Genomic DNA, 20,299 nt, shown 5'->3' with positions numbered 1-20,299 from the left:
GCCGCCGCCGGCCCCCGGGACACCGGCGGGACCCGGGAGGGCGCCCGCCGGAACCCCGGGGCCCGGGTCAGTCCTTGACGACCGTGCCCTTCTCGATGGTCACGGCCTTCTTCGGGGCCCCGTCGGAGGCCCCGCCCTCCACCCCGGCCTCGGAGACCTTGACCACGGTCTCCAGACCCGCCGGGTCCATCTTCCCGAACGGCGTGTACGTCGGGGGCAGCTTGCTGTCCTTGTACACCAGGAAGAACTGGCTGCCGCCGGTGCCCGGCTGGCCGGTGTTCGCCATGGCGACCGTGCCCGCCGGGTAGGTCACCGTGCCGTCGGCGCCGGCCTTCCCGAGCCCGTCGAGGTTCTCGTCCGGGATGGTGTAGCCGGGGCCGCCCATGCCGGTGCCCTGCGGGTCGCCGCACTGGAGGACGAAGATCCCGCCGGTGGTCAGGCGGTGGCACTTCGTCTTGTCGAAGTAGCCCGAGTCCGCCAGCGACTTGAAGGAGTTCACCGTCCGCGGGGTCTTCGCCGCGTCCATGGCGATCGCGATCTTCCCCTGGTTCGTGTCCAGGGTGAAGGTGTACTTCGCCTTGGCGTCCACGGCCATCTTCGGCTCCGGCTTGCCCGAGGGCTTGCCGGACGGGGCCGCGCTCGGGCTGTTCTCCGGGGAGGCCGCCGCCGAGGGCTTCTCCTCCTTGTCGAACACCCCGCCCGCCACCAGGCCCGCGACCGCGGCCGCCACCACGGCCACCGCCGCACCGACCACGACGAGGCGCTGCCGCTTCTTGCGCTGCGCCTCCTGGCGCCGCTTCTGCTGCCGCTCGAACTTGTCCCTGGCGAGCTGGCGCCGCCGCTGATCGCTGGTGACCACCGGGATCGTCTCCTTGTGCGTGTCTGGTACAGCCGTCCAGGCTGGGTGTAGGCCGTACCGTATATGGGTTCGCTGTGTGATGAGCAGCGCCGGTAGGCTCTGATCTGCCGCAATCACCAGCCGGACGCATCTGCCGGACGACAACCGAGGGACGAACGTGCTCATTGCCGGGTTCCCCGCCGGGGCCTGGGGGACCAACTGCTACGTGGTCGCCCCCGCCGCCGGTGAGGAGTGCGTGATCATCGACCCGGGCCACCAGGCCACCCAGGGCGTCGAGGAGACGCTCAGGAAGCACCGTCTCAAGCCCGTCGCGGTCGTCCTCACCCACGGCCACATCGACCACGTGGCCTCCGTGGTCCCGGTGTGCGGCGCGCACGACGTGCCCGCCTGGATCCACCCCGAGGACCGCTACATGATGAGCGACCCGGAGAAGGCCCTCGGCCGCTCCATCGGGATGCCGCTCATGGGCGAGCTCACCATCGGAGAGCCCGACGACGTCCGCGAGCTCACCGACGGCGGCGCCCTGAAGCTCGCCGGACTCGACTTCACCGTCGCCCACGCCCCGGGCCATACCAAGGGGTCGGTGACCTTCCGGATGCCCGAGGCGGCCGACGTCCCGTCGGTCTTCTTCTCGGGCGACCTGCTCTTCGCCGGCTCCATCGGACGCACCGACCTGCCCGGCGGCTCCCACGCCGAGATCCTCGACTCGCTGGCCCGCGTGTGCCTGCCGCTCGACGACTCGACCGTGGTGCTGTCCGGCCACGGTCCCCAGACCACCATCGGCCGCGAGCGCGCCGTCAACCCGTACCTGCGGGAAGTGGCCGCCGGCCGGGGAGGCGGCCCCGCCGCCCCACGACGAGGAATGTGACGAGAGTTTCCGTGAGCACCTTCAAGGCCCCCAAGGGCACGTACGACCTGATCCCGCCGTTCTCGGCGAAGTACCTCGCCGTCCGCGAGGCCATCTCCGCGCCGCTGCGCACCTCCGGCTACGGCTACGTCGAGACCCCCGGCTTCGAGGACGTGGACCTCTTCGCCCGCGGCGTCGGCGAGTCCACCGACATCGTCACCAAGGAGATGTACACCCTCACCACCAAGGGCGGCGCGAACCTCGCGCTCCGCCCCGAGGGCACCGCCTCGGTGCTGCGCGCCGCCCTGGAGGCCAACCTCCACAAGGCCGGCGGGCTGCCCGTCAAGCTCTGGTACTCCGGCTCGTACTACCGCTACGAGCGCCCGCAGAAGGGCCGCTACCGCCACTTCTCGCAGGTGGGCGCGGAGGCCATCGGTGCCGAGGACCCGGCCCTGGACGCCGAGCTGATCATCCTGGCCGACCAGGCGTACCGCTCCCTGGGCCTGCGGAACTTCCGCATCCTGCTGAACTCCCTCGGCGACAAGGAGTGCCGCCCGGTCTACCGCGAGGCCCTCCAGGGCTTCCTGCGGGGCCTCGACCTCGACGAGGAGACCCTGCGCCGCGCCGACATCAACCCGCTGCGCGTCCTCGACGACAAGCGCCCCGACGTGCAGAAGCAGCTCGTGGACGCGCCCCTGCTGCGCGACTACCTCTGCGACGCCTGCAAGGGCTACCACGAGGAGGTCCGGGCGCTGATCACCGCCGCCGGGGTGGCCTTCGAGGACGACACCAAGCTGGTCCGCGGCCTCGACTACTACACCCGCACCACCTTCGAGTTCGTCCACGACGGCCTGGGCTCGCAGTCCGCGGTGGGCGGCGGCGGCCGCTACGACGGCCTCTCCGAGATGATCGGCGGCCCGGCGCTGCCCTCCGTGGGCTGGGCCCTCGGCGTGGACCGCACCGTCCTGGCCCTGGAGGCCGAGGGCGTGGAGCTGGACCTCCCCGCCGCGACCAGCGTGTTCGCGGTCGCCCTCGGCGAGGAGGCCCGCCGCCTCCTCTTCGGCAAGATCACCGAGCTGCGCCGCGAGGGGATCGCCGCCGACTTCTCCTTCGGCGGCAAGGGCCTCAAGGGCGCCATGAAGGACGCCCACCGCTCCGGCGCCCGCTTCACCGTGGTCGCCGGCGAGCGGGACCTCGCCGAGGGCGTGGTCCAGCTGAAGGACATGGAGTCCGGGGAGCAGACCGCCGTGGCCGTGGCGGAGCTCACCGCGACCGTCCGGGCCCGCCTGGCCTGACCCGTCCCGGCCCCGTCCACCTCGGGGCCGGACACCCGCGCACCCGGAGGGGGCCGGGCGGTATCGACCGCCCGGCCCCTTTTCCGTCCCCCCGACGCGGGTGCGGCAGAATGCAGCGCATGACGACTACAGGCGGCGAGACGACCGCACGGACCGTCGGGGCGAGCCGGGCCTTCGCCTGGCTGCTGGTCATCACGGGCGCGGCCGGACTGCTGGCCGCCTGGGTGATCACGATCGACAAGTTCAAGCTGCTGGAGGACCCGGACTTCGTCCCCGGCTGCAGCTTCAACCCGGTCGTGGCCTGCGGCAACATCATGAAGAGCGAGCAGGCATCCGCCTTCGGCTTCCCCAACCCGATGCTGGGCCTCGTGGCCTACGGCATCGTGATCTGCGTGGGCGTGAGCCTGCTGGCCGGGGCCCGGTTCCGCCCCTGGTACTGGCTGGTCTTCAACGCGGGCGCCCTCTTCGGAGTGGTCTTCTGCGCCTGGCTGACCTACCAGTCCCTGTACAACATCAACAGCCTCTGCCTGTGGTGCTGCCTGGCCTGGGTGGCCACCATCACCCTGTTCTGGTACCTGACCTCGCACAACGTCCGCGAGGGCCTGCTGCCCGCACCCGCCTGGCTGCGCGGGTTCCTCGCCGAGTTCACCTGGGTCCTGCCCGTCCTGCACATCGGGATCATCGGCATGCTGATCCTGACCCGCTGGTGGGACTTCTGGACCTCCTGACCGCCCCCGGCGGCACCGGACCGGAGTGTCGGCACCCTGTTCTAGGCTGACGGGGTGGAACCCGATCTCTTCACCGCCGCCGCCGAGGACCGCCAGGAGAAGGACCCGTCGAGCAGCCCGCTCGCGGTCCGGATGCGCCCGCGCACCCTGGACGAGGTCGCCGGGCAGCAGCACCTGCTGCGGCCCGGCTCCCCGCTGCGCCGGCTGGTCGGTGACGGCGGCGGTCCCGCCGGCGCCTCCTCCGTGATCCTGTGGGGTCCCCCCGGCATCGGGAAGACCACCCTGGCGTACGTGGTCAGCCAGGCCACGCGGAAGAGGTTCGTCGAGCTGTCCGCGATCACCGCCGGGGTCAAGGAGGTCCGGGCCGTCATCGAGGGCGCCCGGCGGGCCGTGGGCGGGTACGGCAAGGAGACCGTGCTCTTCCTCGACGAGATCCACCGCTTCAGCAAGGCCCAGCAGGACTCCCTGCTGCCCGCCGTGGAGAACCGCTGGGTCACCCTCATCGCCGCCACCACGGAGAACCCGTACTTCTCCGTGATCTCCCCGCTGCTCTCCCGCTCCCTCCTCCTCACCCTCGAACCGCTCACCGACGAGGACCTGTCCGGCCTGCTCGGCCGCGCCCTCACCGAGGAGCGGGGCCTCGGCGGGGCCGTCACCCTGGCCCCCGAGGCCGAGACGCACCTGCTGCGGATCGCGGGCGGGGACGCCCGCCGGGCCCTCACCGCCCTGGAGGCGGCCGCGGGCGCGGCCCTCGCCAAGTCCGAGCCGGAGATCACCCTCGCCACCCTGGAGGAGACGGTCGACCGGGCCGCCGTGGCCTACGACCGGGACGGCGACCAGCACTACGACGTGGCCTCCGCCCTGATCAAGTCCATCCGCGGCTCCGACGTGGACGCCGCCCTGCACTACCTGGCCCGGATGATCGAGGCGGGGGAGGACCCCCGGTTCATCGCCCGCCGCCTGATGATCTCCGCGAGCGAGGACATCGGCCTGGCCGACCCCACCGCCCTGCCGCTGGCCGTCGCGGCCGCCCAGGCCGTGGCCATGATCGGCTTCCCCGAGGCCGCCCTCACCCTCTCGCACGCCACGATCGCCCTGGCCCTGGCACCCAAGTCCAACACCGCCACCACCGCGATCGGCGCCGCCCTCGCCGACGTCAAGGCCGGCCTCGCGGGGCCCGTCCCCGCGCACCTGCGCGACGGCCACTACAAGGGCGCGGCCAAGCTGGGGCACGCCCAGGGGTACGTCTACCCGCACGACGTGCCCGGGGGCATCGCGGCACAGCAGTACGCGCCGGAGAAGGTGCACGGGAAGCGGTACTACGAGCCGACGCGGTACGGGGCCGAGGCGAGGTACGCCGACGTCGTCGAGCGGGTCCGCGCCCGCCTCTCCGGCGAGGCCTAGGTCGTCGCCGGCGGCTCCGGGGCGTGCCGTGCGCGCGCGGTGGCTCGCGCCGGTGGAGGCGGTCCGGAGCGCGGCCGGCACGGGCCCGCGCGGTGATCGAGCGCGTCCCGCCGCGACGGGAGCCCCCGCCGAGCGGCCCGGTTTCGGCAAGGGGGCGGGCGGGGAACCCCTCAGCGCATGCGTCAGCGCACCTTCCGGCCGGGCCGGGTCCTGGTCCCGGCCCTGCTCGTCGGGGTCGTCCTCACCGGCTGTCACCACGAGGACCCGGGGGAGGCCCGTGCCAGTGCCCGGGCCAGCGCCGCGGCCCTCGTCGCGGCCGTGCCCCTGGCGAGCCCCGGCTTCCCGCCCTCGCCCGCCACCGCCCGCGCCCGCCTGGCGAAGCTGCCCGTGGCCTGGGGGAAGAACTGGCAGACCTACCGCCGCGAGGAGTTCGGGAAGACCTGGACCGACGACACCGCCGCCATCGGGGGCCGCAACGGCTGTGACACCCGCGACGACGTGCTCCGCCGCGACCTGCGGGAGCTGCGGGAGGGCGACCGGAACCCGTGCGTGGTGCTCTCCGGAGTGCTGCACGACCCGTACACCGGGAAGGAGCTGCCGTACTCCTACCGGAAGGCCTCGCAGATCCAGACGGACCACGTGGTCGCCCTCGGCGCGGCCTGGCGGGCCGGGGCCTGGGCGTGGACCCCGCAGCGCAGGCTGGAGTACGCCAACGACCTGGACGTCCTGCTCGCCGCGGACAAGGCGACGAACTACGAGAAGAGCAGCAGGACCCCGGACAAGTGGCGCCCACCGCGCCGCGCGTACTGGTGCGAGTACGCGCGACGGTGGATCGGGATCAAGGACAAGTACGGGCTGAGCGTCACCCCGCCGGAGCAGCAGGCCCTCCGGGAGCTGCTGGACACCTGCCCGAAGTAGCCGGAGGTCAGCGGGCCGCCGCCTCGAAGAGGGTGTGCATGGCCCGGCGCAGCCCGCAGACGTCGCGGACCGGCTCCACGAAGTCGAAGCGGGCGTCGAAGGGGCGCTCGCCGGTGAAGCGGACCCGAAGCCCGAACCGGTCCAGGGCCACCGGGACGGCGTCCCGCCCCTGGGCCTGCTCCTCCCGCGCCCCGAGCAGCGCGCACAGCTCGCGGACCCGGGGCCCGTGCGCGGAGTGCAGGTGCTGGAGGAGTTCCGCCTCGTGGGCGACGAGCGGGTCGGGTTCGGCGGCGGCGAGGTCGGCGGGGTCCACGTGCCCCGCGCCCCACAGGTCGTCCAGGGTGATCTCGCCGGGCTCCAGGCGCAGCAGCACCCAGGCCGGGCGGGCCTGCCGGCCCGGCCCCTGGAGGCGGGGGAGGGGCTCGGCCAGGCCGAGGAGCTCGCCGACCGGGTGCCGTTCCGCGAGGAGGGCGACGGCCCCGTCGTGGTCCGCGGCGGAGACCGGGGTCAGCCACCCCGCCAGCCAGGCGCGTCCCCGGATACGATGGGGGACGGACACCGGGGCGACATCCGTGATCTCCATCACCACCGTGAGGTCGTCGTCCTGGGCGTGTGCGGCGGCCCTCGCGGCCGCCGATTCCCCGGAAACGAGGAGGATCACGTCCCCGTCCGGGGTGACGGTCCGCGCCGCCGGCATCCCCGTCCCGAACTCCTCCTGGTCACGAGCACCGGGGAGAGTGAGGGATACTGAGGCGTTGGAATCAACGAGGGTTCGTACGCGCTCGGCTCCGGTGGGCTGTCGAGCGCCTTCCCTGGGACGCGGCTGACCTTGCTTACCGTCGTCGTCAGCGGACGTGGAGTCATTCGCGTCCGAACTGCGATGCGCACTGGGCAGGGGGATCCCATGTGGTCGAGACATTACGTCCTCCTCGAATAAGGTAAGGCTCACCTAACTTACATGGAGGTAGGTTCCCCGTGAACCAGTCGCGACCCAAGGTCAAGAAGTCGCGTGCCCTCGGCATCGCCCTGACGCCGAAGGCCGTCAAGTACTTCGAGGCTCGCCCCTACCCGCCGGGCGAGCACGGCCGTGGCCGCAAGCAGAACTCGGACTACAAGGTCCGTCTGCTGGAGAAGCAGCGTCTGCGCGCTCAGTACGACATCTCCGAGCGTCAGATGGCGCGTGCCTACGACCGCGCCAAGAAGGCCGAGGGCAAGACGGGCGAGGCGCTGGTCGTCGAGCTCGAGCGTCGTCTGGACGCCCTGGTCCTGCGTGCCGGCGTCGCCCGCACCATCTACCAGGCCCGCCAGATGGTCGTCCACGGCCACATCGAGGTCAACGGTGGCAAGGTCGACAAGCCGTCGTTCCGCGTCCGTCCCGACGACGTCGTGACGGTCCGCGAGCGCAGCCGCGAGAAGCACCCCTTCCAGGTCGCCCGTGAGGGTGGCTACGCCGGCGAGGGCGAGACCCCCCGCTACCTGCAGGTGAACCTCAAGGCCCTGGCGTTCCGCCTGGACCGCGAGCCGAACCGCAAGGAAATCCCGGTCATCTGCGACGAGCAGCTCGTCGTCGAGTACTACGCCCGCTAAGGCGTAGTCCTCACCGCCCGGTCAGCCCGTCGGTTCCCCGTAAGGGGAGCCGGCGGGCTTCCTGCGTTCCGGGGCCGTCCGCTCCGGCGCACCCGGTCGGGGCCCCGGCAGCAGGGCCCCGTTCCGACCGGCCGGCCGCAGGGCCCGCGCCACCACCTCCTCCAGCCGCAGCACCGCCCCCTCCGCGGCCCGCAGCCGGTACCCCGCCGGGCCCAGCGCCTCGCCCGCCCGCCGCAGACAGGCCAGCCGGGCCCCGTTGAAGTGGTCCGAACCGAAGAGCCGCAGCCCCACCGACCGCCACAGCACCTCGGCGGCTCCCTGGAGCACCGCCGCCTCCGCCGCGTCCCCCTGCTCCACCGTCACCAGGGCCAGCAGCTCCAGCGCCAGGACCAGGCCCAACAGGTCCTGGAACAGGTACGCGGACCGCACGCACTCGGCGAGCAGCTCCCGGGCCGCGGCCGGCTCCCCGCGCCCCAGCGCGGCGTGGGCCAACACGTACAGGGCGTAGGAGCGGGTCCAGCGCTCCCCGCGCTCCTCGCACACCTCGCGGACCTCCTCGCACAACCGGACCGCCCCGCGCAGGTCCCCGCGGAAGGCGGTGGCCAGGGCCAGTTCGACCTGGCACATGAGGACGCTGCTGTTGAGCTCACCGGCCGCGCGGTACCGCTCCAGGGCGGAGCCCAGCAGCCCGGCGGCCCGCTCCGGATCGTCCGAGACCAGGGCCAGGCAGCCCAGCCGGTGCTCGGCGTAGGCCGCCGCCACCGGGCTGTCCGCCGGACCGGCGCCCTCCCGGCACTCGTGCAGGGCGGCCAGCGCCGCCACCTGGTCCCCCTGGAGGCAGGCCACGTACCCCAGCACCCACAGGGCCTTCAGTCGGGAACCGGCGTGCGTGCCCTCCGGGGCCGACTCCAGGGCGCGGTCCAGCCAGTGACGGCCCTCCGCCAGCCGGCCGCAGCCGGCCCAGGCGAACCACAGGGTCCCCGCGAGGTATTGGCCCAGGTGGGCTTCCTCCGGCTCCTCCAGGCAGTACTCCAGGGCCAGCCGCAGGTTCGGCAGCTCGACCGCCACCAGTGCCGCCACCTCCGCCTGCCGGGGGCTGAACCACTCCAGCTCGCACCAGGTGGCCAGGCCCGTGTACCAGTCCCGGTGCCGGCGGCGCAGCCGCACCGCGTCCCCCAGCGCCCGCAACCACTCGGCCCCGTACTCGCGGACCGTGTCCAGCATCCGGTAGCGGGGCCCCGCCGGGCCGTCCTCCCGGACCAGCAGCGACTGCGCCACCAGCTCTCCCACCAGGTCCAGCACCTCCTCCGGCGGAAGGTCCGGCCCCGCGCAGACGTACTCGGCCGCCTCCAGGTCGAAACGGCCCGCGAACACCGACAGTCGCGCCCACAGGAGGCGTTCCGCCGGACCGCACAGCTCGTGGCTCCAGCCGATCGTGGTCCGCAGGGCCCGGTGCCGGGGCGGCGCCCCGCGCACGCCCCCGGACAGCAGCCGGAACCGGTCCTCCAAGCGGACCAGCAACTGCTCCGCCGGCAGGGTGCGCAGCCGTCCGGCCGCCAGCTCCAGTGCCAGCGGGATGCCCTCCAGTCGCGCGCACAGCTCCGTGAGCGCCGGTCCCCGATCCGCGGGGCCGTCGGCGCCCGGCCCGGGGCGGCCGGCGGCCGAGGCGCGGATCGTCAGCAGCTCCAGGGCCTCCGCCGGGGGCAGCGGCTCCAGCGGCAGCAGGTGCTCGCCCGCCAGGTGCAGGGGCCGCCGGCCGGCCGCGAGCACCCGCAGGCCCGGACAGCGGCGCAGCAGCTCACGCACGAGGTCGGCGCAGGCGTCCACCACCTGCTCGAACCCGTCCAGGAGCAGCAGCAGCTCCCGGTCCGCCAGGGCGCCGGCCAGCACGTCCGGGGCCGGACGGGTGGTGTGGTCGGTGAGGTCCAGGGCCTCCGCGAGGGCGCGCGCCACCGGTTCCGGGCCGCCCCCGGGGGCTCCGGTCACCTCGGAGAGGTCGGCGAAGCGGACCTCGACGGCCGGGGGTCGCGGAGCCTCGGGCGAGGGGGCCGCGGGAGTCGGAGGCGCGGTGCAGGAGCGTTCCTGCACCGCGCGGGCGGCCCGGAGCGCCAGCCGGGACTTCCCGACCCCGCCCACCCCGGTCACCGTGACCAGCCGCGCCGTGCCCAGCAGCCGCTCCAGCGCGGCGAGTTCGGGACCCCGCCCGACGAAGGCGTCCAGCTCCGAGGGAAGATTGCCGTACGTCCTGGCTCGCATGGGACACGGAGGGTACTGGTCCGGGCGCGGGCCGTACAAAACGCCTCCGCCGGACCCCGAATTCCGGTACGGCTGCCCGCCCCCGGCGCGATAGGGTCGGGGGACGACTTTTCTACCCTGCAAGGAGCGGTGCAACGTGTCCGGTGGTGAGGTGGCCGGGATCCTCGTGGCCGTCTTCTGGGCGATCCTCGTCTCCTTCCTCGCCCTGGCGCTGTGGAGGCTGGCACAGACCCTGAAGGCGACGACGCGGCTGGTCGCGGAGGTGACCGAACAGGCCGTCCCGTTGCTCGCGGACGCCTCCACCACGGTGCGCTCCGCGCGTACCCAGCTGGACCGCGTGGACGCCATCGCCAGCGACGTGCAGGAGGTCACCTCCAACGCCTCCGCCCTCTCCTCCACCGTGGCCTCCGCCTTCGGCGGGCCGCTGGTGAAGGTGGCCGCCTTCGGCTACGGGGTCCGACGGGCCCTGGGGCGCGCGGAGGGACCGGCACCGGAGCGGGTCACGCCCCGCCCGAGCCGCCGTACCGTGATCGTCGGCCGTACCGTGCCCCCGGCACGGCGCCGCAAGCAGAAGGACTGAAGACGCGATGTTCCGCCGTACCTTCTGGTTCACCGCAGGCGCGGCCGCCGGCGTGTGGGCCACCACCAAGGTCAACAACAAGCTCAAGCAGCTCGCCCCCGAGAGCCTGGCCGCGCAGGCCGCCGACAAGGCGGTCGAGGCCGGACACCGGCTCAAGGGCTTCGCCCTCGACGTCCGTGCGGGAATGTCCCAGCGCGAGGAAGAGCTGAACGACGCACTGGGCCTGCGTCAGGACCCCGACGCCCCGGAAGCGCCGGACAACGTCCGCGTCCTCCCGCCCCAGCGGCCCCCGCGGGCCCTCGGAGGACGCACCCACCGACCGAAGCACTCGTACAACCGGAATGAGGACCACTGATGGAGTCGGCCGAGATTCGCCGCCGCTGGCTGAGCTTCTTCGAGGAGCGCGGTCACACCGTCGTCCCTTCGGCGTCGCTCATCGCGGACGACCCGACTCTGCTGCTGGTGCCCGCGGGCATGGTGCCCTTCAAGCCCTACTTCCTGGGTGAGACCAAGCCCCCCGCCCCGACCCTCACCAGCGTCCAGAAGTGCGTGCGCACCCCGGACATCGAAGAGGTCGGCAAGACCACCCGCCACGGCACGTTCTTCCAGATGTGCGGCAACTTCTCCTTCGGCGACTACTTCAAGGAAGGCGCCATCCGCTACGCCTGGGAGCTGCTCACCAGCCCCCTGGACAAGGGCGGCTACGGGCTGGAGCCGGAGAAGCTCTGGATCACCGTCTACCTCGACGACGACGAGGCCGAGCAGATCTGGCGGGACAAGATCGGCGTGCCCGCCGAGCGGATCCAGCGCCTGGGCAAGAAGGACAACTTCTGGTCCATGGGCGTCCCCGGCCCCTGCGGCCCCTGCTCCGAGATCAACTACGACCGCGGCCCCGAGTTCGGCGTCGAGGGCGGCCCGGCCGTCAACGACGAGCGGTACGTCGAGATCTGGAACCTCGTCTTCATGCAGTACGAGCGGGGCGCCGGCGACGGCAAGGAGGACTTCCCGATCCTCGGGGACCTGCCCTCCAAGAACATCGACACCGGCCTCGGCCTGGAACGCCTCGCGATGATCCTGCAGGGCGTGCAGAACATGTACGAGACCGACACCCTGCGCGTGGTCATGGACAAGGCCACCGAGCTGACGGGCGTCCGCTACGGCGCCGCCGCCGACACCGACGTGTCCCTGCGCGTGGTCGCCGACCACATCCGCACCTCCACCATGCTCATCGGCGACGGCGTGACCCCCGGCAACGAGGGCCGCGGCTACGTGCTGCGCCGCATCATGCGCCGCGCCATCCGCAACATGCGCCTGATGGGCGCCACCGGTCCCGTGGTCCAGGAGCTCATCGGCGTCGTCGTCGACACGATGGGGCAGCAGTACCCGGAGCTCGTCACCGACCGCAAGCGCATCGAGACCGTCGCCCTCGCCGAAGAGGCCGCCTTCCTGAAGGCCATCAAGGGCGGCACCAACATCCTCGACACCGCCGTTACCGAGACGAAGGCCGCCGGCGGCACGGTCCTCTCCGGCGAGAAGGCCTTCCTGCTCCACGACACCTGGGGCTTCCCGATCGACCTCACCCTGGAGATGGCCGCCGAGCAGGGCCTCTCCGTGGACGAGCCCGGCTTCCGCCGCCTGATGCAGGAGCAGCGGGACCGCGCCAAGGCCGACGCCAAGGCCAAGAAGACCGGCCACGCCGACGTCTCCGCCTATCGCGAGATCGCCGACGGCTCCGGGGCCACCGAGTTCACCGGCTACGCCTCCACCCAGGGCGAGGCGACCGTGGTCGGCCTGCTCGTCAACGGCGTCTCCTCGCCCGCCGCCTCCGAGGGCGACGAGGTCGAGGTCGTCCTCGACCGCACCCCCTTCTACGCCGAGGGCGGCGGCCAGCTCGCCGACCAGGGCCGCATCAAGCTCGACACCGGCGCCGTCATCGAGATCCGCGACGTCCAGCAGCCCGTCCCGGGCGTGTCCGTGCACAAGGGCTCGGTGCAGGTCGGCGAGGTGACCGTCGGTTCCTCCGCCTACGCCGCCATCGACATCAAGCGCCGCCGGGCCATCGCCCGCGCCCACTCGGCCACCCACCTGACCCACCAGGCGCTGCGCGACGCCCTCGGCCCCACCGCCGCCCAGGCCGGTTCCGAGAACTCGCCCGGCCGTTTCCGCTTCGACTTCGGCTCCCCGAACGCCGTCCCCGGCTCGGTCCTCACCGACGTGGAGCAGAAGATCAACGACGTGCTCTCCCGTGAGCTGGAGGTCACGGCCGAGATCATGAGCATCGACGAGGCGAAGAAGCAGGGCGCCATCGCCGAGTTCGGCGAGAAGTACGGCGAGCGGGTCCGTGTCGTCACCATCGGCGACTTCTCCAAGGAGCTGTGCGGCGGCACCCACGTGGCCAACACCGCCCAGCTGGGTCTGGTGAAGCTGCTCGGCGAGTCCTCCATCGGCTCCGGCGTCCGTCGCGTCGAGGCCCTGGTCGGCGCCGACGCGTACAACTTCCTCGCCAAGGAGCACACGGTCGTCGCCCAGCTGCAGGAGCTGGTCAAGGGCCGTCCCGAGGAGCTCCCCGAGAAGATCGCCACCATGCTCGGCAAGCTGAAGGACGCCGAGAAGGAGATCGAGAAGTACCGCGCGGAGAAGGTGCTCCAGGCCGCCGCCGGGCTCGCCGCCGGCGCCCAGGACGTGCGCGGCACGGCCCTGGTCACCGGTCGGGTGCCGGACGGCACCGGCGCCGACGACCTGCGCAAGCTGGTCCTCGACGTGCGCGGCCGCATCCCGGCCGACCGGCCGGCCGTGGTGGCCCTGTTCACCGTGGCCAACGACCGTCCGCTGACCGTCATCGCCACCAACGAGGCGGCCCGCGAGCGCGGCCTCAAGGCCGGTGACCTGGTCCGCACCGCCGCCAAGACCCTCGGCGGCGGCGGCGGCGGCAAGCCGGACGTGGCCCAGGGCGGCGGCCAGGACCCGGCCGCCGTGCCGGAGGCCATCGCCGCGGTCGAGCGCCTCGTCGCCGAGACGGCCTGAGCATGAGCCTGCGCCGCGGTCGACGCCTCGCGATCGACGTCGGGGACGCCCGGATCGGGGTCGCCTCCTGCGACCCCGACGGGGTCCTCGCCACACCGGTGGAAACCGTGCCGGGCCGGGACGTCCCGGCCGCGCACCGCAGGCTCCGGCAGCTCGTCGAGGAGTACGAGCCCCTGGAGGTCGTGGTCGGACTGCCCCGCTCGCTCAGCGGGCGGGAGGGTCCGGCCGCGACCAAGGTCCGCGCCTTCGCCGGTGAACTGGCCAAGGGGATCCGTCCGGTGACGGTGCGCCTGGTGGACGAGCGGATGACCACGGTCACGGCCGCCCAGGGGCTGCGGGCCTCCGGGCGGAACGCCAAGAAGGGCCGTTCGGTGATCGACCAGGCCGCTGCCGTGGTCATCCTCCAGAACGCTCTTGAGACCGAACGGGTATCGGGTAATCCTCCCGGAGAGTGCGTCGAAGTGGTCATCTGATCGCGATACGGTAACGTTCCGCGCGATGTGGCGGCATTTCGAACAGCCGTCGCCCACGACAGAGGCGGACCGGTACGCCGTGGCAGCGCGCCCCGGCGGTCGTCTCGCGGCTCTAGGGGACCGATGACTGAGTATGGCCGGGGTGCAGACCCCTACCCGCAGCACCCCGGGGACCCGTACGGGGACCAGGGCCAGCAGCCCCGGCCCGGCCGGACGCCGTACGAGTACCCGACCGATCCGCAGTACGTCCAGCAGGGGCATCCCGGTCATCCCGGGCAGCCCTATCCGCAGCAGGGCCACTCGGGGCACGACCTCTACGCGGGTCACCCCGGGGTCCCGGCGGACGTCGGGCAGTACCCCGGTCCGCAGCAGCCGCACTACGAATACCCCCAGCAGCAGTACGCGGACCCGCACCAGCCGCAGCAGCAGTACGCCGACCCTCACGGGCAGCGGTACGCGCACCAGCACGCCCCGCAGTACGCGGATCCGCACCAGGGCGTGCCGCAGTACGCGGACCCCCAGGCCTACTACCCCTCCCAGCAGCAACCCGAGCCCGGCCAGTACCACGGCGGGAGCGGCGGCGGCTGGGATTCCGGGGTGCCGGACCCGTACGGGCACCAGCCCCCCACGGCCGTCCCCGGGGACGGGCCCGACCTCTACACCACGCCGGAGGCCTACCCTCCGCCGCAGCCCCCGGGCCGCCGCGACCGCGTGCCCGAGCCCGCCGCCGAACCGGCCGACGAGGCCCTGACGGAGGCCGAGGAGCCCGAGCACGCCTTCTTCTCGGGCGGCGGTGACGACGCGGACGGAGACGGTCCGGACGACGGCGGACGCGGCGGTTCCGGCGGCGGCCGGGGCGGTCGCCGCGGTGGCGGCCGACCCAAGAAGAAGCGCGGCCGCAACGGCGTGGCCTGCCTGTTCGTCTCCCTGGTCCTGGTGGGCGGGGTCGGCGGCATCGGCTACTACGGCTACTCGCTCTTCCAGGAGCGCTTCGGCGCCCCCGAGGACTACGCGGGCGGCGGCACCGGCTCCGTGGACGTGGAGATCCCCAAGGGCGCGAGCCTGATGCAGATGGGCTCCGTGCTGAAGGAGGCCGGGGTCGTCAAGAGCACCGAGGCCTTCACGGCGGCGGCCCAGCAGCACAAGACCAAGGGCCTGGGCATCCAGCCGGGCCTGTACGCCATGAAGAAGGAGATGTCGGCGGCCGCGGCCGTGGAGCTGATGGTCAATCCGGCCAACATCAACTCCCTCGACGTCAACCCCGGCGAGCGCAACGTCAACGTCTACCGGAAGATCGACAAGAAGCTGGGCCTCCAGGAGGGCACCACGCGCGAGATCGCGCAGAAGGAGGCCAAGAACCTCGGCCTGCCCGCCTGGGCGCTGAACGTGCCCGAGGTGAAGGACCCGCTGGAGGGCTTCCTCTACCCGGCCCGCTACGACCTGGGCAAGGACACCAAGCCGGAGAAGCTGCTCAAGCAGATGGTGGCGCGGGCGGCCTCGAAGTACGAGTCGATGGACCTGGCCCCGAAGGCGAAGGCGCTGGGCCTGGACTCCCCGCTCGACGTGATCACCGTGGGCAGCCTGGTGGCGGCCGAGGGCAAGAACCACAGCGACTACCGGAAGATGTCCGAGGTCATCTACAACCGCCTCAAGATCACGAACACGGTCTCGAACCGGCGGCTGGAATTCGACTCCACGATCAACTACATCAAGAACGAGTCGACGGTCGACATCTCGGCCAAGGAGGCCCGGGCCCTCAAGGACCCGTACAACACCTACCACGTGCAGGGCCTGCCGCCCGGTCCCATCGGCAACCCCGGCGACGACGCGGTGGACGCCGCGCTCAACCCCGACGGCGGCGGTTGGATGTTCTTCATCTCCATCGACGGGACGACCACGCAGTACACGAAGACCCTGGCCGAGCACAACAAGCTCGTGGCCGAGTTCAACAAGAGACGACAGGGCGGGCAGTAACAGATGTCGATACGACGGGCCGCGGTGCTCGGATCCCCCATCGGGCACTCGCTCTCGCCGGTGCTGCACCGGGCGGCCTACCGCGAGCTGGGTCTGGCGGACTGGTCCTACGACCGGTTCGAGATCGACGAGGCCCGGCTGTCGCGGTTCGTCGGGGAGCTCGGCCCCGAGTGGGCCGGGCTCTCGTTGACCATGCCGCTCAAGCGGGCCGTCATCCCGTTGCTGGACTCCGTCACCGCCACGGCGGCCTCCGTGGAGGCCGTCAACACGGTGGTCCTGGCCCCGGACGGGACCCGGACCGGCGACAACACCGACATCCCCGGGATCGTGGCGGCCCTGGCCGAGCGCGGGATCACCGAGGTGCCGGCCGCCGCCGTGCTCGGCGCCGGGGCCACGGCCTCCTCGGCCCTCGCCGCGTTGGCCCGGATCTGCACGGGCGAGGTCACCGCCTACGTGCGCAGCGAGGCACGGGCCGCGGAGATGCGGCACTGGGGCGAGAAGCTCGACGTGCCGGTCCGCACCGCCGACTGGTCGGAGGCGGCCGCGGCCCTGGAAGCCCCGCTGGTCATCGCCACCACCCCGGCGGGGAGCACCGACGCCCTGGCCGCGGCGGTGCCGGAGCGGCCGGGCTCCCTCTTCGACGTGCTGTACGAGCCCTGGCCGACGACCCTGGCGGCGGCCTGGTCGGAACGCGGCGGCCGGGTGGTCGGCGGGCTGGACCTCCTGGTCCACCAGGCGGTCATCCAGGTGGAGCTGATGACGGGGCGTCCCGGACCGCTCGCGGCCATGCGGGCGGCGGGCGAAGAGGCCCTCGCCGCGCGCTGAGCCGGCCCGCCCGCCCACCCGGACCTCATCCGCCGCTCACCGGGGGCTCACCGGCCCCTCACCGGGGAGCCGTTCCAGCATGTGAGCGGGTGTCCGATTACTGGACCTGTGGCCTGGCCATCCGTCCCGGCATGGGAGGATCGGGGGTGGCGGGCCAGGGCCGCGCACCCGGTCGCGCCGCTGGAGTTCCAGGCGCGAGCATGAGGAGCATCGTTGAGCAGGTTGCGTTGGCTGACCGCTGGGGAGTCCCACGGACCCGCACTGGTTGCGACGCTGGAGGGGCTTCCCGCCGGCGTTCCGGTCACCACTGAGCTGGTGGCCGACCACCTCGCGCGGCGACGCCTGGGCTATGGCCGCGGTGCCCGCATGAAGTTCGAGCAGGACGAGATCACCTTCCTCGGCGGGGTCCGGCACGGCCTCTCCCTCGGCTCCCCCGTGGCCGTCATGGTCGGCAACACCGAGTGGCCCAAGTGGGAGAAGGTCATGTCCGCCGACCCGGTGGACCCCGCGGAGCTCAAGGAGACCGGCCGCAACGCCCCCCTGACCCGCCCCCGCCCCGGCCACGCCGACCTCGCGGGCATGCAGAAGTACGGCTTCGACGAGGCCCGCCCGATCCTGGAGCGCGCCAGCGCCCGCGAGACGGCCGCCCGCGTGGCCCTCGGTGCCGTCGCCCGGTCCTTCCTCAAGGAGGCCGCGGGCATCGAGATCGTCTCGCACGTGGTCGAGCTGGCCGCCGCGAAGGCCCCGTACGGGGTCCACCCGGTCCCCGCCGACGTGGAGAAGCTCGACGCCGACCCGGTCCGCTGCCTCGACGCCGACGCCTCGAAGGCGATGGTCGCCGAGATCGACCAGGCCCACAAGGACGGGGACACCCTCGGCGGGGTCGTCGAGGTCCTGGCCTACGGGGTGCCCGTCGGCCTCGGCTCCCACGTGCACTGGGACCGCCGTCTCGACGCCCGGCTCGCCGCCGCCCTCATGGGCATCCAGGCCATCAAGGGGGTGGAGGTGGGCGACGGCTTCGAGCTGGCCCGCGTCCCCGGCTCCCAGGCCCACGACGAGATCGTCGCCACCCCCGAGGGCATCAAGCGCACCTCCGGCCGCTCCGGCGGCACCGAGGGCGGCCTGACCACCGGTGAGCTGCTGCGCGTCCGCGCCGCGATGAAGCCCATCGCCACGGTGCCGCGCGCCCTGGCCACCGTGGACGTGGCCACCGGCGAGGCCGCCGCCGCCCACCACCAGCGCTCCGACGTCTGCGCCGTCCCGGCCGCCGGCATCGTGGCCGAGGCCATGGTGGCCCTGGTCCTCGCCGACGCCGTGGTCGAGAAGTTCGGCGGCGACTCCGTCGCGGAGACCCGCCGCAACGTCCGCTCGTACCTCGACAACCTCAGCGTCCGGTGACCGGCGGACCCCTGGTCGTCCTCGTCGGACCCATGGGTTCGGGCAAGTCCACGGTGGGCGCGCTGCTGGCCGAACGGCTCGGCGCGCCCTACCGGGACACCGACGCGGACATCGTCGCCGCCGAGGGCCGAGAGATCTCCGACATCTTCGTCGAGGACGGCGAACCCCGCTTCCGCGAGCTGGAGCGGGCCGCCGTCCGCTCCGCCGTCGCCGAGCACACCGGCGTCCTCTCCCTCGGCGGGGGCGCGGTCCTCGACGAGGGCACCCGCGCCCTGCTGGCCGGACGCCCGGTGGCCTACCTCTCCATGGACGTGGAAGAGGCCGTCCGCCGGGTCGGCCTGGGCGCCGCCCGGCCGCTGCTCGCCGTCAACCCGCGCCGCCAGTGGCGCGAGCTGATGGAGGCGCGCCGCCACCTGTACACCGAGGTCGCGCGGGTCGTCGTACCCACCGACGACCGCACCCCCGAAGAGGTCGCCGAGGCGGTCCTCGACGCACTGGAGTTGAAGACCACATGACGGACGCGCAGGACCAGGTCACCCGGATCCGCGTGGGCGGTTCCGCGGGCCACGACCCGTACGAGGTGCTGGTCGGCCGGCAGCTGCTCGGCGAATTGGGCTCGCTGATCGGCCCGCAGGCCCAGCGGGTCGCCGTGATCCACCCCGAGGCCCTCGCCGAGACCGGCGAGGCCCTGCGCGCCGACCTCGCCGAGCAGGGCTACGAGGCCGTCGCCATCCAGGTGCCCAACGCCGAGGAGGCCAAGACCGTCGAGGTCGCCGCCTACTGCTGGAAGGCCCTGGGGCAGTCCGGGTTCACCCGTACCGACGTGATCGTCGGCGTCGGCGGCGGCGCCACCACCGACCTCGCGGGCTTCGTCGCGGCCTCCTGGCTGCGCGGGGTGCGCTGGGTCGCGGTCCCCACCACCGTCCTGGGCATGGTGGACGCGGCCGTGGGCGGCAAGACGGGCATCAACACCGCCGAGGGCAAGAACCTCGTCGGCGCCTTCCACCCGCCGGCCGGGGTCCTGTGTGACCTCGCCGCCCTGGAGTCCCTCCCGGTCAACGACTACGTCTCCGGGCTCGCCGAGATCATCAAGGCCGGTTTCATCGCCGACCCGGTGATCCTCGAACTCATCGAGGCCGACCCGGCCGCGGCCCGCACCCCCGCGGGCCCGCACACCGCCGAGCTGATCGTGCGCTCCATCCGGGTCAAGGCGGACGTGGTCTCCAGCGACCTCAAGGAGTCCGGCCTGCGGGAGGTGCTCAACTACGGGCACACCCTCGCGCACGCCATCGAGAAGAACGAGCGCTACAAGTGGCGGCACGGCGCGGCCGTCTCCGTCGGCATGGTCTTCGCCGCCGAGCTGGGCCGCCTCGCGGGCCGCCTCGACGACGCCACCGCCGACCGTCACCGGACCGTCCTCGCCGCCGTCGGCCTGCCGCTGACCTACCGCGGGGACCAGTGGCCCAAGCTGCTCCAGACCATGCAGGTGGACAAGAAGTCCCGCGGCAACCTGCTGCGGTTCATCGTCCTGGACGGCCTGGGCAAGCCCACCGTCCTGGAGGGCCCCGACCCGGCCCACCTCATCGCCGCCTACGGCGAGGTCTCCGCGTGAGCCGCCCGGTGCTCGTGCTCAACGGCCCCAACCTGGGCCGCCTGGGCTCCCGCGAGCCCGACGTGTACGGGGCCACCTCGTACGCCGGACTCGTCGAGTCCTGCCGGACCCTCGGCGCGGAGCTCGGCTTCGAGGTCGAGGTCCGCGAGACCAACGACGAGGGCGAACTCGTGCGCTGGCTGCACGAGGCCGCCGACGGCAAGGTCCCCGTGGTCATCAACCCCGGCGCCTTCACGCACTACTCGTACGCCATGCGGGACGCGGCCGCCCAGCGCACCGCCCCGCTGATCGAGGTGCACATCTCGAACCCGTACGCGCGCGAGGAGTTCCGCCACACCTCGGTGATCGCCGCCGTGGCCACCGGGACCGTGGCCGGATTCGGCATCGGCTCCTACCGGCTGGCGCTGCGCGCGCTCGCCGAGGAGCTCCGGGACTGAACGGCGCGCTCCCGCCCGGGTCGGGACACGCCGGCCCGGGCGGGAACGCCGCCGGTTCCGGCCCGCACCCGGGCCGGGACCG

Annotated in this window: 19 protein-coding genes; 16 read left to right on the top strand and 3 right to left on the bottom strand. The window is 72.9% G+C overall.

Features of this window, described 5'->3' with window-relative positions; all coding sequences use genetic code 11:
• Positions 1 to 67: 67 nt before the first annotated feature.
• Positions 68 to 859: a peptidylprolyl isomerase gene (locus tag ABTZ17_RS20175; protein WP_352197022.1), complete on the bottom strand. Its 792-nt coding sequence runs from the start codon at positions 857 to 859 to the stop codon at positions 68 to 70.
• A gap of 157 nt (positions 860 to 1,016) precedes the next feature.
• Between ABTZ17_RS20175 and ABTZ17_RS20170 the strand changes: the two genes are divergently transcribed.
• The 5 genes from ABTZ17_RS20170 (at position 1,017) to ABTZ17_RS20150 (ending at position 6,051) form a co-directional block, all read left to right on the top strand.
• On the top strand, positions 1,017 to 1,727 hold the full coding sequence (locus ABTZ17_RS20170; RefSeq protein ID WP_352197021.1) for an MBL fold metallo-hydrolase: 711 nt from the start codon (positions 1,017 to 1,019) through the stop codon (positions 1,725 to 1,727).
• Positions 1,728 to 1,738: 11 nt separating this feature from the next.
• Entirely contained in the window at positions 1,739 to 3,001 is a 1,263-nt protein-coding gene (gene hisS, locus ABTZ17_RS20165; protein ID WP_352197020.1) for a histidine--tRNA ligase, read from the top strand.
• Between the two features lie 119 nt (positions 3,002 to 3,120).
• Positions 3,121 to 3,729: a vitamin K epoxide reductase family protein gene (locus tag ABTZ17_RS20160; RefSeq protein WP_352197019.1), complete on the top strand. Its 609-nt coding sequence runs from the start codon at positions 3,121 to 3,123 to the stop codon at positions 3,727 to 3,729.
• A gap of 54 nt (positions 3,730 to 3,783) precedes the next feature.
• Entirely contained in the window at positions 3,784 to 5,133 is a 1,350-nt protein-coding gene (locus tag ABTZ17_RS20155) for a replication-associated recombination protein A (protein WP_352197018.1), read from the top strand.
• Between the two features lie 177 nt (positions 5,134 to 5,310).
• Positions 5,311 to 6,051: an HNH endonuclease family protein gene (locus tag ABTZ17_RS20150; RefSeq protein WP_352197017.1), complete on the top strand. Its 741-nt coding sequence runs from the start codon at positions 5,311 to 5,313 to the stop codon at positions 6,049 to 6,051.
• 7 nt (positions 6,052 to 6,058) lie between these two features.
• Here the strand turns inward: ABTZ17_RS20150 and ABTZ17_RS20145 are convergent, their stop codons facing one another.
• Positions 6,059 to 6,970, bottom strand: coding sequence for a DUF2470 domain-containing protein (locus ABTZ17_RS20145; protein WP_502994753.1), 912 nt, complete (start codon positions 6,968 to 6,970; stop codon positions 6,059 to 6,061).
• A gap of 56 nt (positions 6,971 to 7,026) precedes the next feature.
• Here ABTZ17_RS20145 and rpsD point away from each other — a divergent pair, with 56 nt between their 5' ends.
• Entirely contained in the window at positions 7,027 to 7,638 is a 612-nt protein-coding gene (gene rpsD, locus ABTZ17_RS20140) for a 30S ribosomal protein S4 (protein WP_352197015.1), read from the top strand.
• A gap of 21 nt (positions 7,639 to 7,659) precedes the next feature.
• On the opposite strand, the gene ABTZ17_RS20135 is transcribed toward rpsD, so the two are convergent.
• A complete protein-coding gene (locus tag ABTZ17_RS20135; protein WP_352197014.1) occupies positions 7,660 to 9,894 on the bottom strand; it encodes an ATP-binding protein in 2,235 nt (744 codons plus the stop codon).
• Positions 9,895 to 10,030: 136 nt separating this feature from the next.
• Between ABTZ17_RS20135 and ABTZ17_RS20130 the strand changes: the two genes are divergently transcribed.
• From ABTZ17_RS20130 to aroQ, 10 genes are all read left to right on the top strand, one after another.
• Complete coding sequence (locus ABTZ17_RS20130; protein WP_352197013.1) at positions 10,031 to 10,474, top strand: DUF948 domain-containing protein; 444 nt, start codon at positions 10,031 to 10,033, stop codon at positions 10,472 to 10,474.
• A 7-nt stretch (positions 10,475 to 10,481) separates the two neighbouring features.
• Positions 10,482 to 10,829, top strand: a complete 348-nt coding sequence (locus ABTZ17_RS20125; protein ID WP_352197012.1) for a hypothetical protein — start codon at positions 10,482 to 10,484, stop codon at positions 10,827 to 10,829.
• Positions 10,829 to 13,498 (top strand): alanine--tRNA ligase, encoded by a 2,670-nt coding sequence (alaS, locus tag ABTZ17_RS20120; protein WP_352197011.1) that lies wholly within the window; start codon positions 10,829 to 10,831, stop codon positions 13,496 to 13,498. Before ABTZ17_RS20125 ends, alaS begins: the two co-directional genes overlap by 1 nt.
• A 2-nt stretch (positions 13,499 to 13,500) precedes the next feature.
• Positions 13,501 to 13,971, top strand: coding sequence for a Holliday junction resolvase RuvX (gene ruvX, locus ABTZ17_RS20115; RefSeq protein WP_352197010.1), 471 nt, complete (start codon positions 13,501 to 13,503; stop codon positions 13,969 to 13,971).
• A 123-nt stretch (positions 13,972 to 14,094) separates the two neighbouring features.
• A complete protein-coding gene (mltG, locus tag ABTZ17_RS20110; RefSeq protein ID WP_352197009.1) occupies positions 14,095 to 15,945 on the top strand; it encodes an endolytic transglycosylase MltG in 1,851 nt (616 codons plus the stop codon).
• 3 nt (positions 15,946 to 15,948) lie between these two features.
• Complete coding sequence (locus ABTZ17_RS20105; protein WP_352197008.1) at positions 15,949 to 16,770, top strand: shikimate dehydrogenase; 822 nt, start codon at positions 15,949 to 15,951, stop codon at positions 16,768 to 16,770.
• 213 nt (positions 16,771 to 16,983) lie between these two features.
• Positions 16,984 to 18,168: a chorismate synthase gene (aroC, locus tag ABTZ17_RS20100; RefSeq protein WP_352197007.1), complete on the top strand. Its 1,185-nt coding sequence runs from the start codon at positions 16,984 to 16,986 to the stop codon at positions 18,166 to 18,168.
• Complete coding sequence (locus ABTZ17_RS20095; protein WP_352197006.1) at positions 18,165 to 18,683, top strand: shikimate kinase; 519 nt, start codon at positions 18,165 to 18,167, stop codon at positions 18,681 to 18,683. The genes aroC and ABTZ17_RS20095 overlap by 4 nt, the downstream gene beginning before the upstream one ends.
• Positions 18,680 to 19,780 (top strand): 3-dehydroquinate synthase, encoded by a 1,101-nt coding sequence (gene aroB / locus ABTZ17_RS20090; RefSeq protein ID WP_352197005.1) that lies wholly within the window; start codon positions 18,680 to 18,682, stop codon positions 19,778 to 19,780. The genes ABTZ17_RS20095 and aroB overlap by 4 nt, the downstream gene beginning before the upstream one ends.
• Positions 19,777 to 20,217: a type II 3-dehydroquinate dehydratase gene (aroQ, locus tag ABTZ17_RS20085; RefSeq protein ID WP_352197004.1), complete on the top strand. Its 441-nt coding sequence runs from the start codon at positions 19,777 to 19,779 to the stop codon at positions 20,215 to 20,217. Before aroB ends, aroQ begins: the two co-directional genes overlap by 4 nt.
• The last annotated feature ends 82 nt before the right edge of the window (positions 20,218 to 20,299 follow it).

This window comes from Streptomyces sp. NPDC097619 (assembly GCF_040302735.1).
Lineage (GTDB): Bacteria > Actinomycetota > Actinomycetes > Streptomycetales > Streptomycetaceae > Streptomyces.
This window is presented reverse-complemented; position numbering and strand designations above follow the sequence as displayed.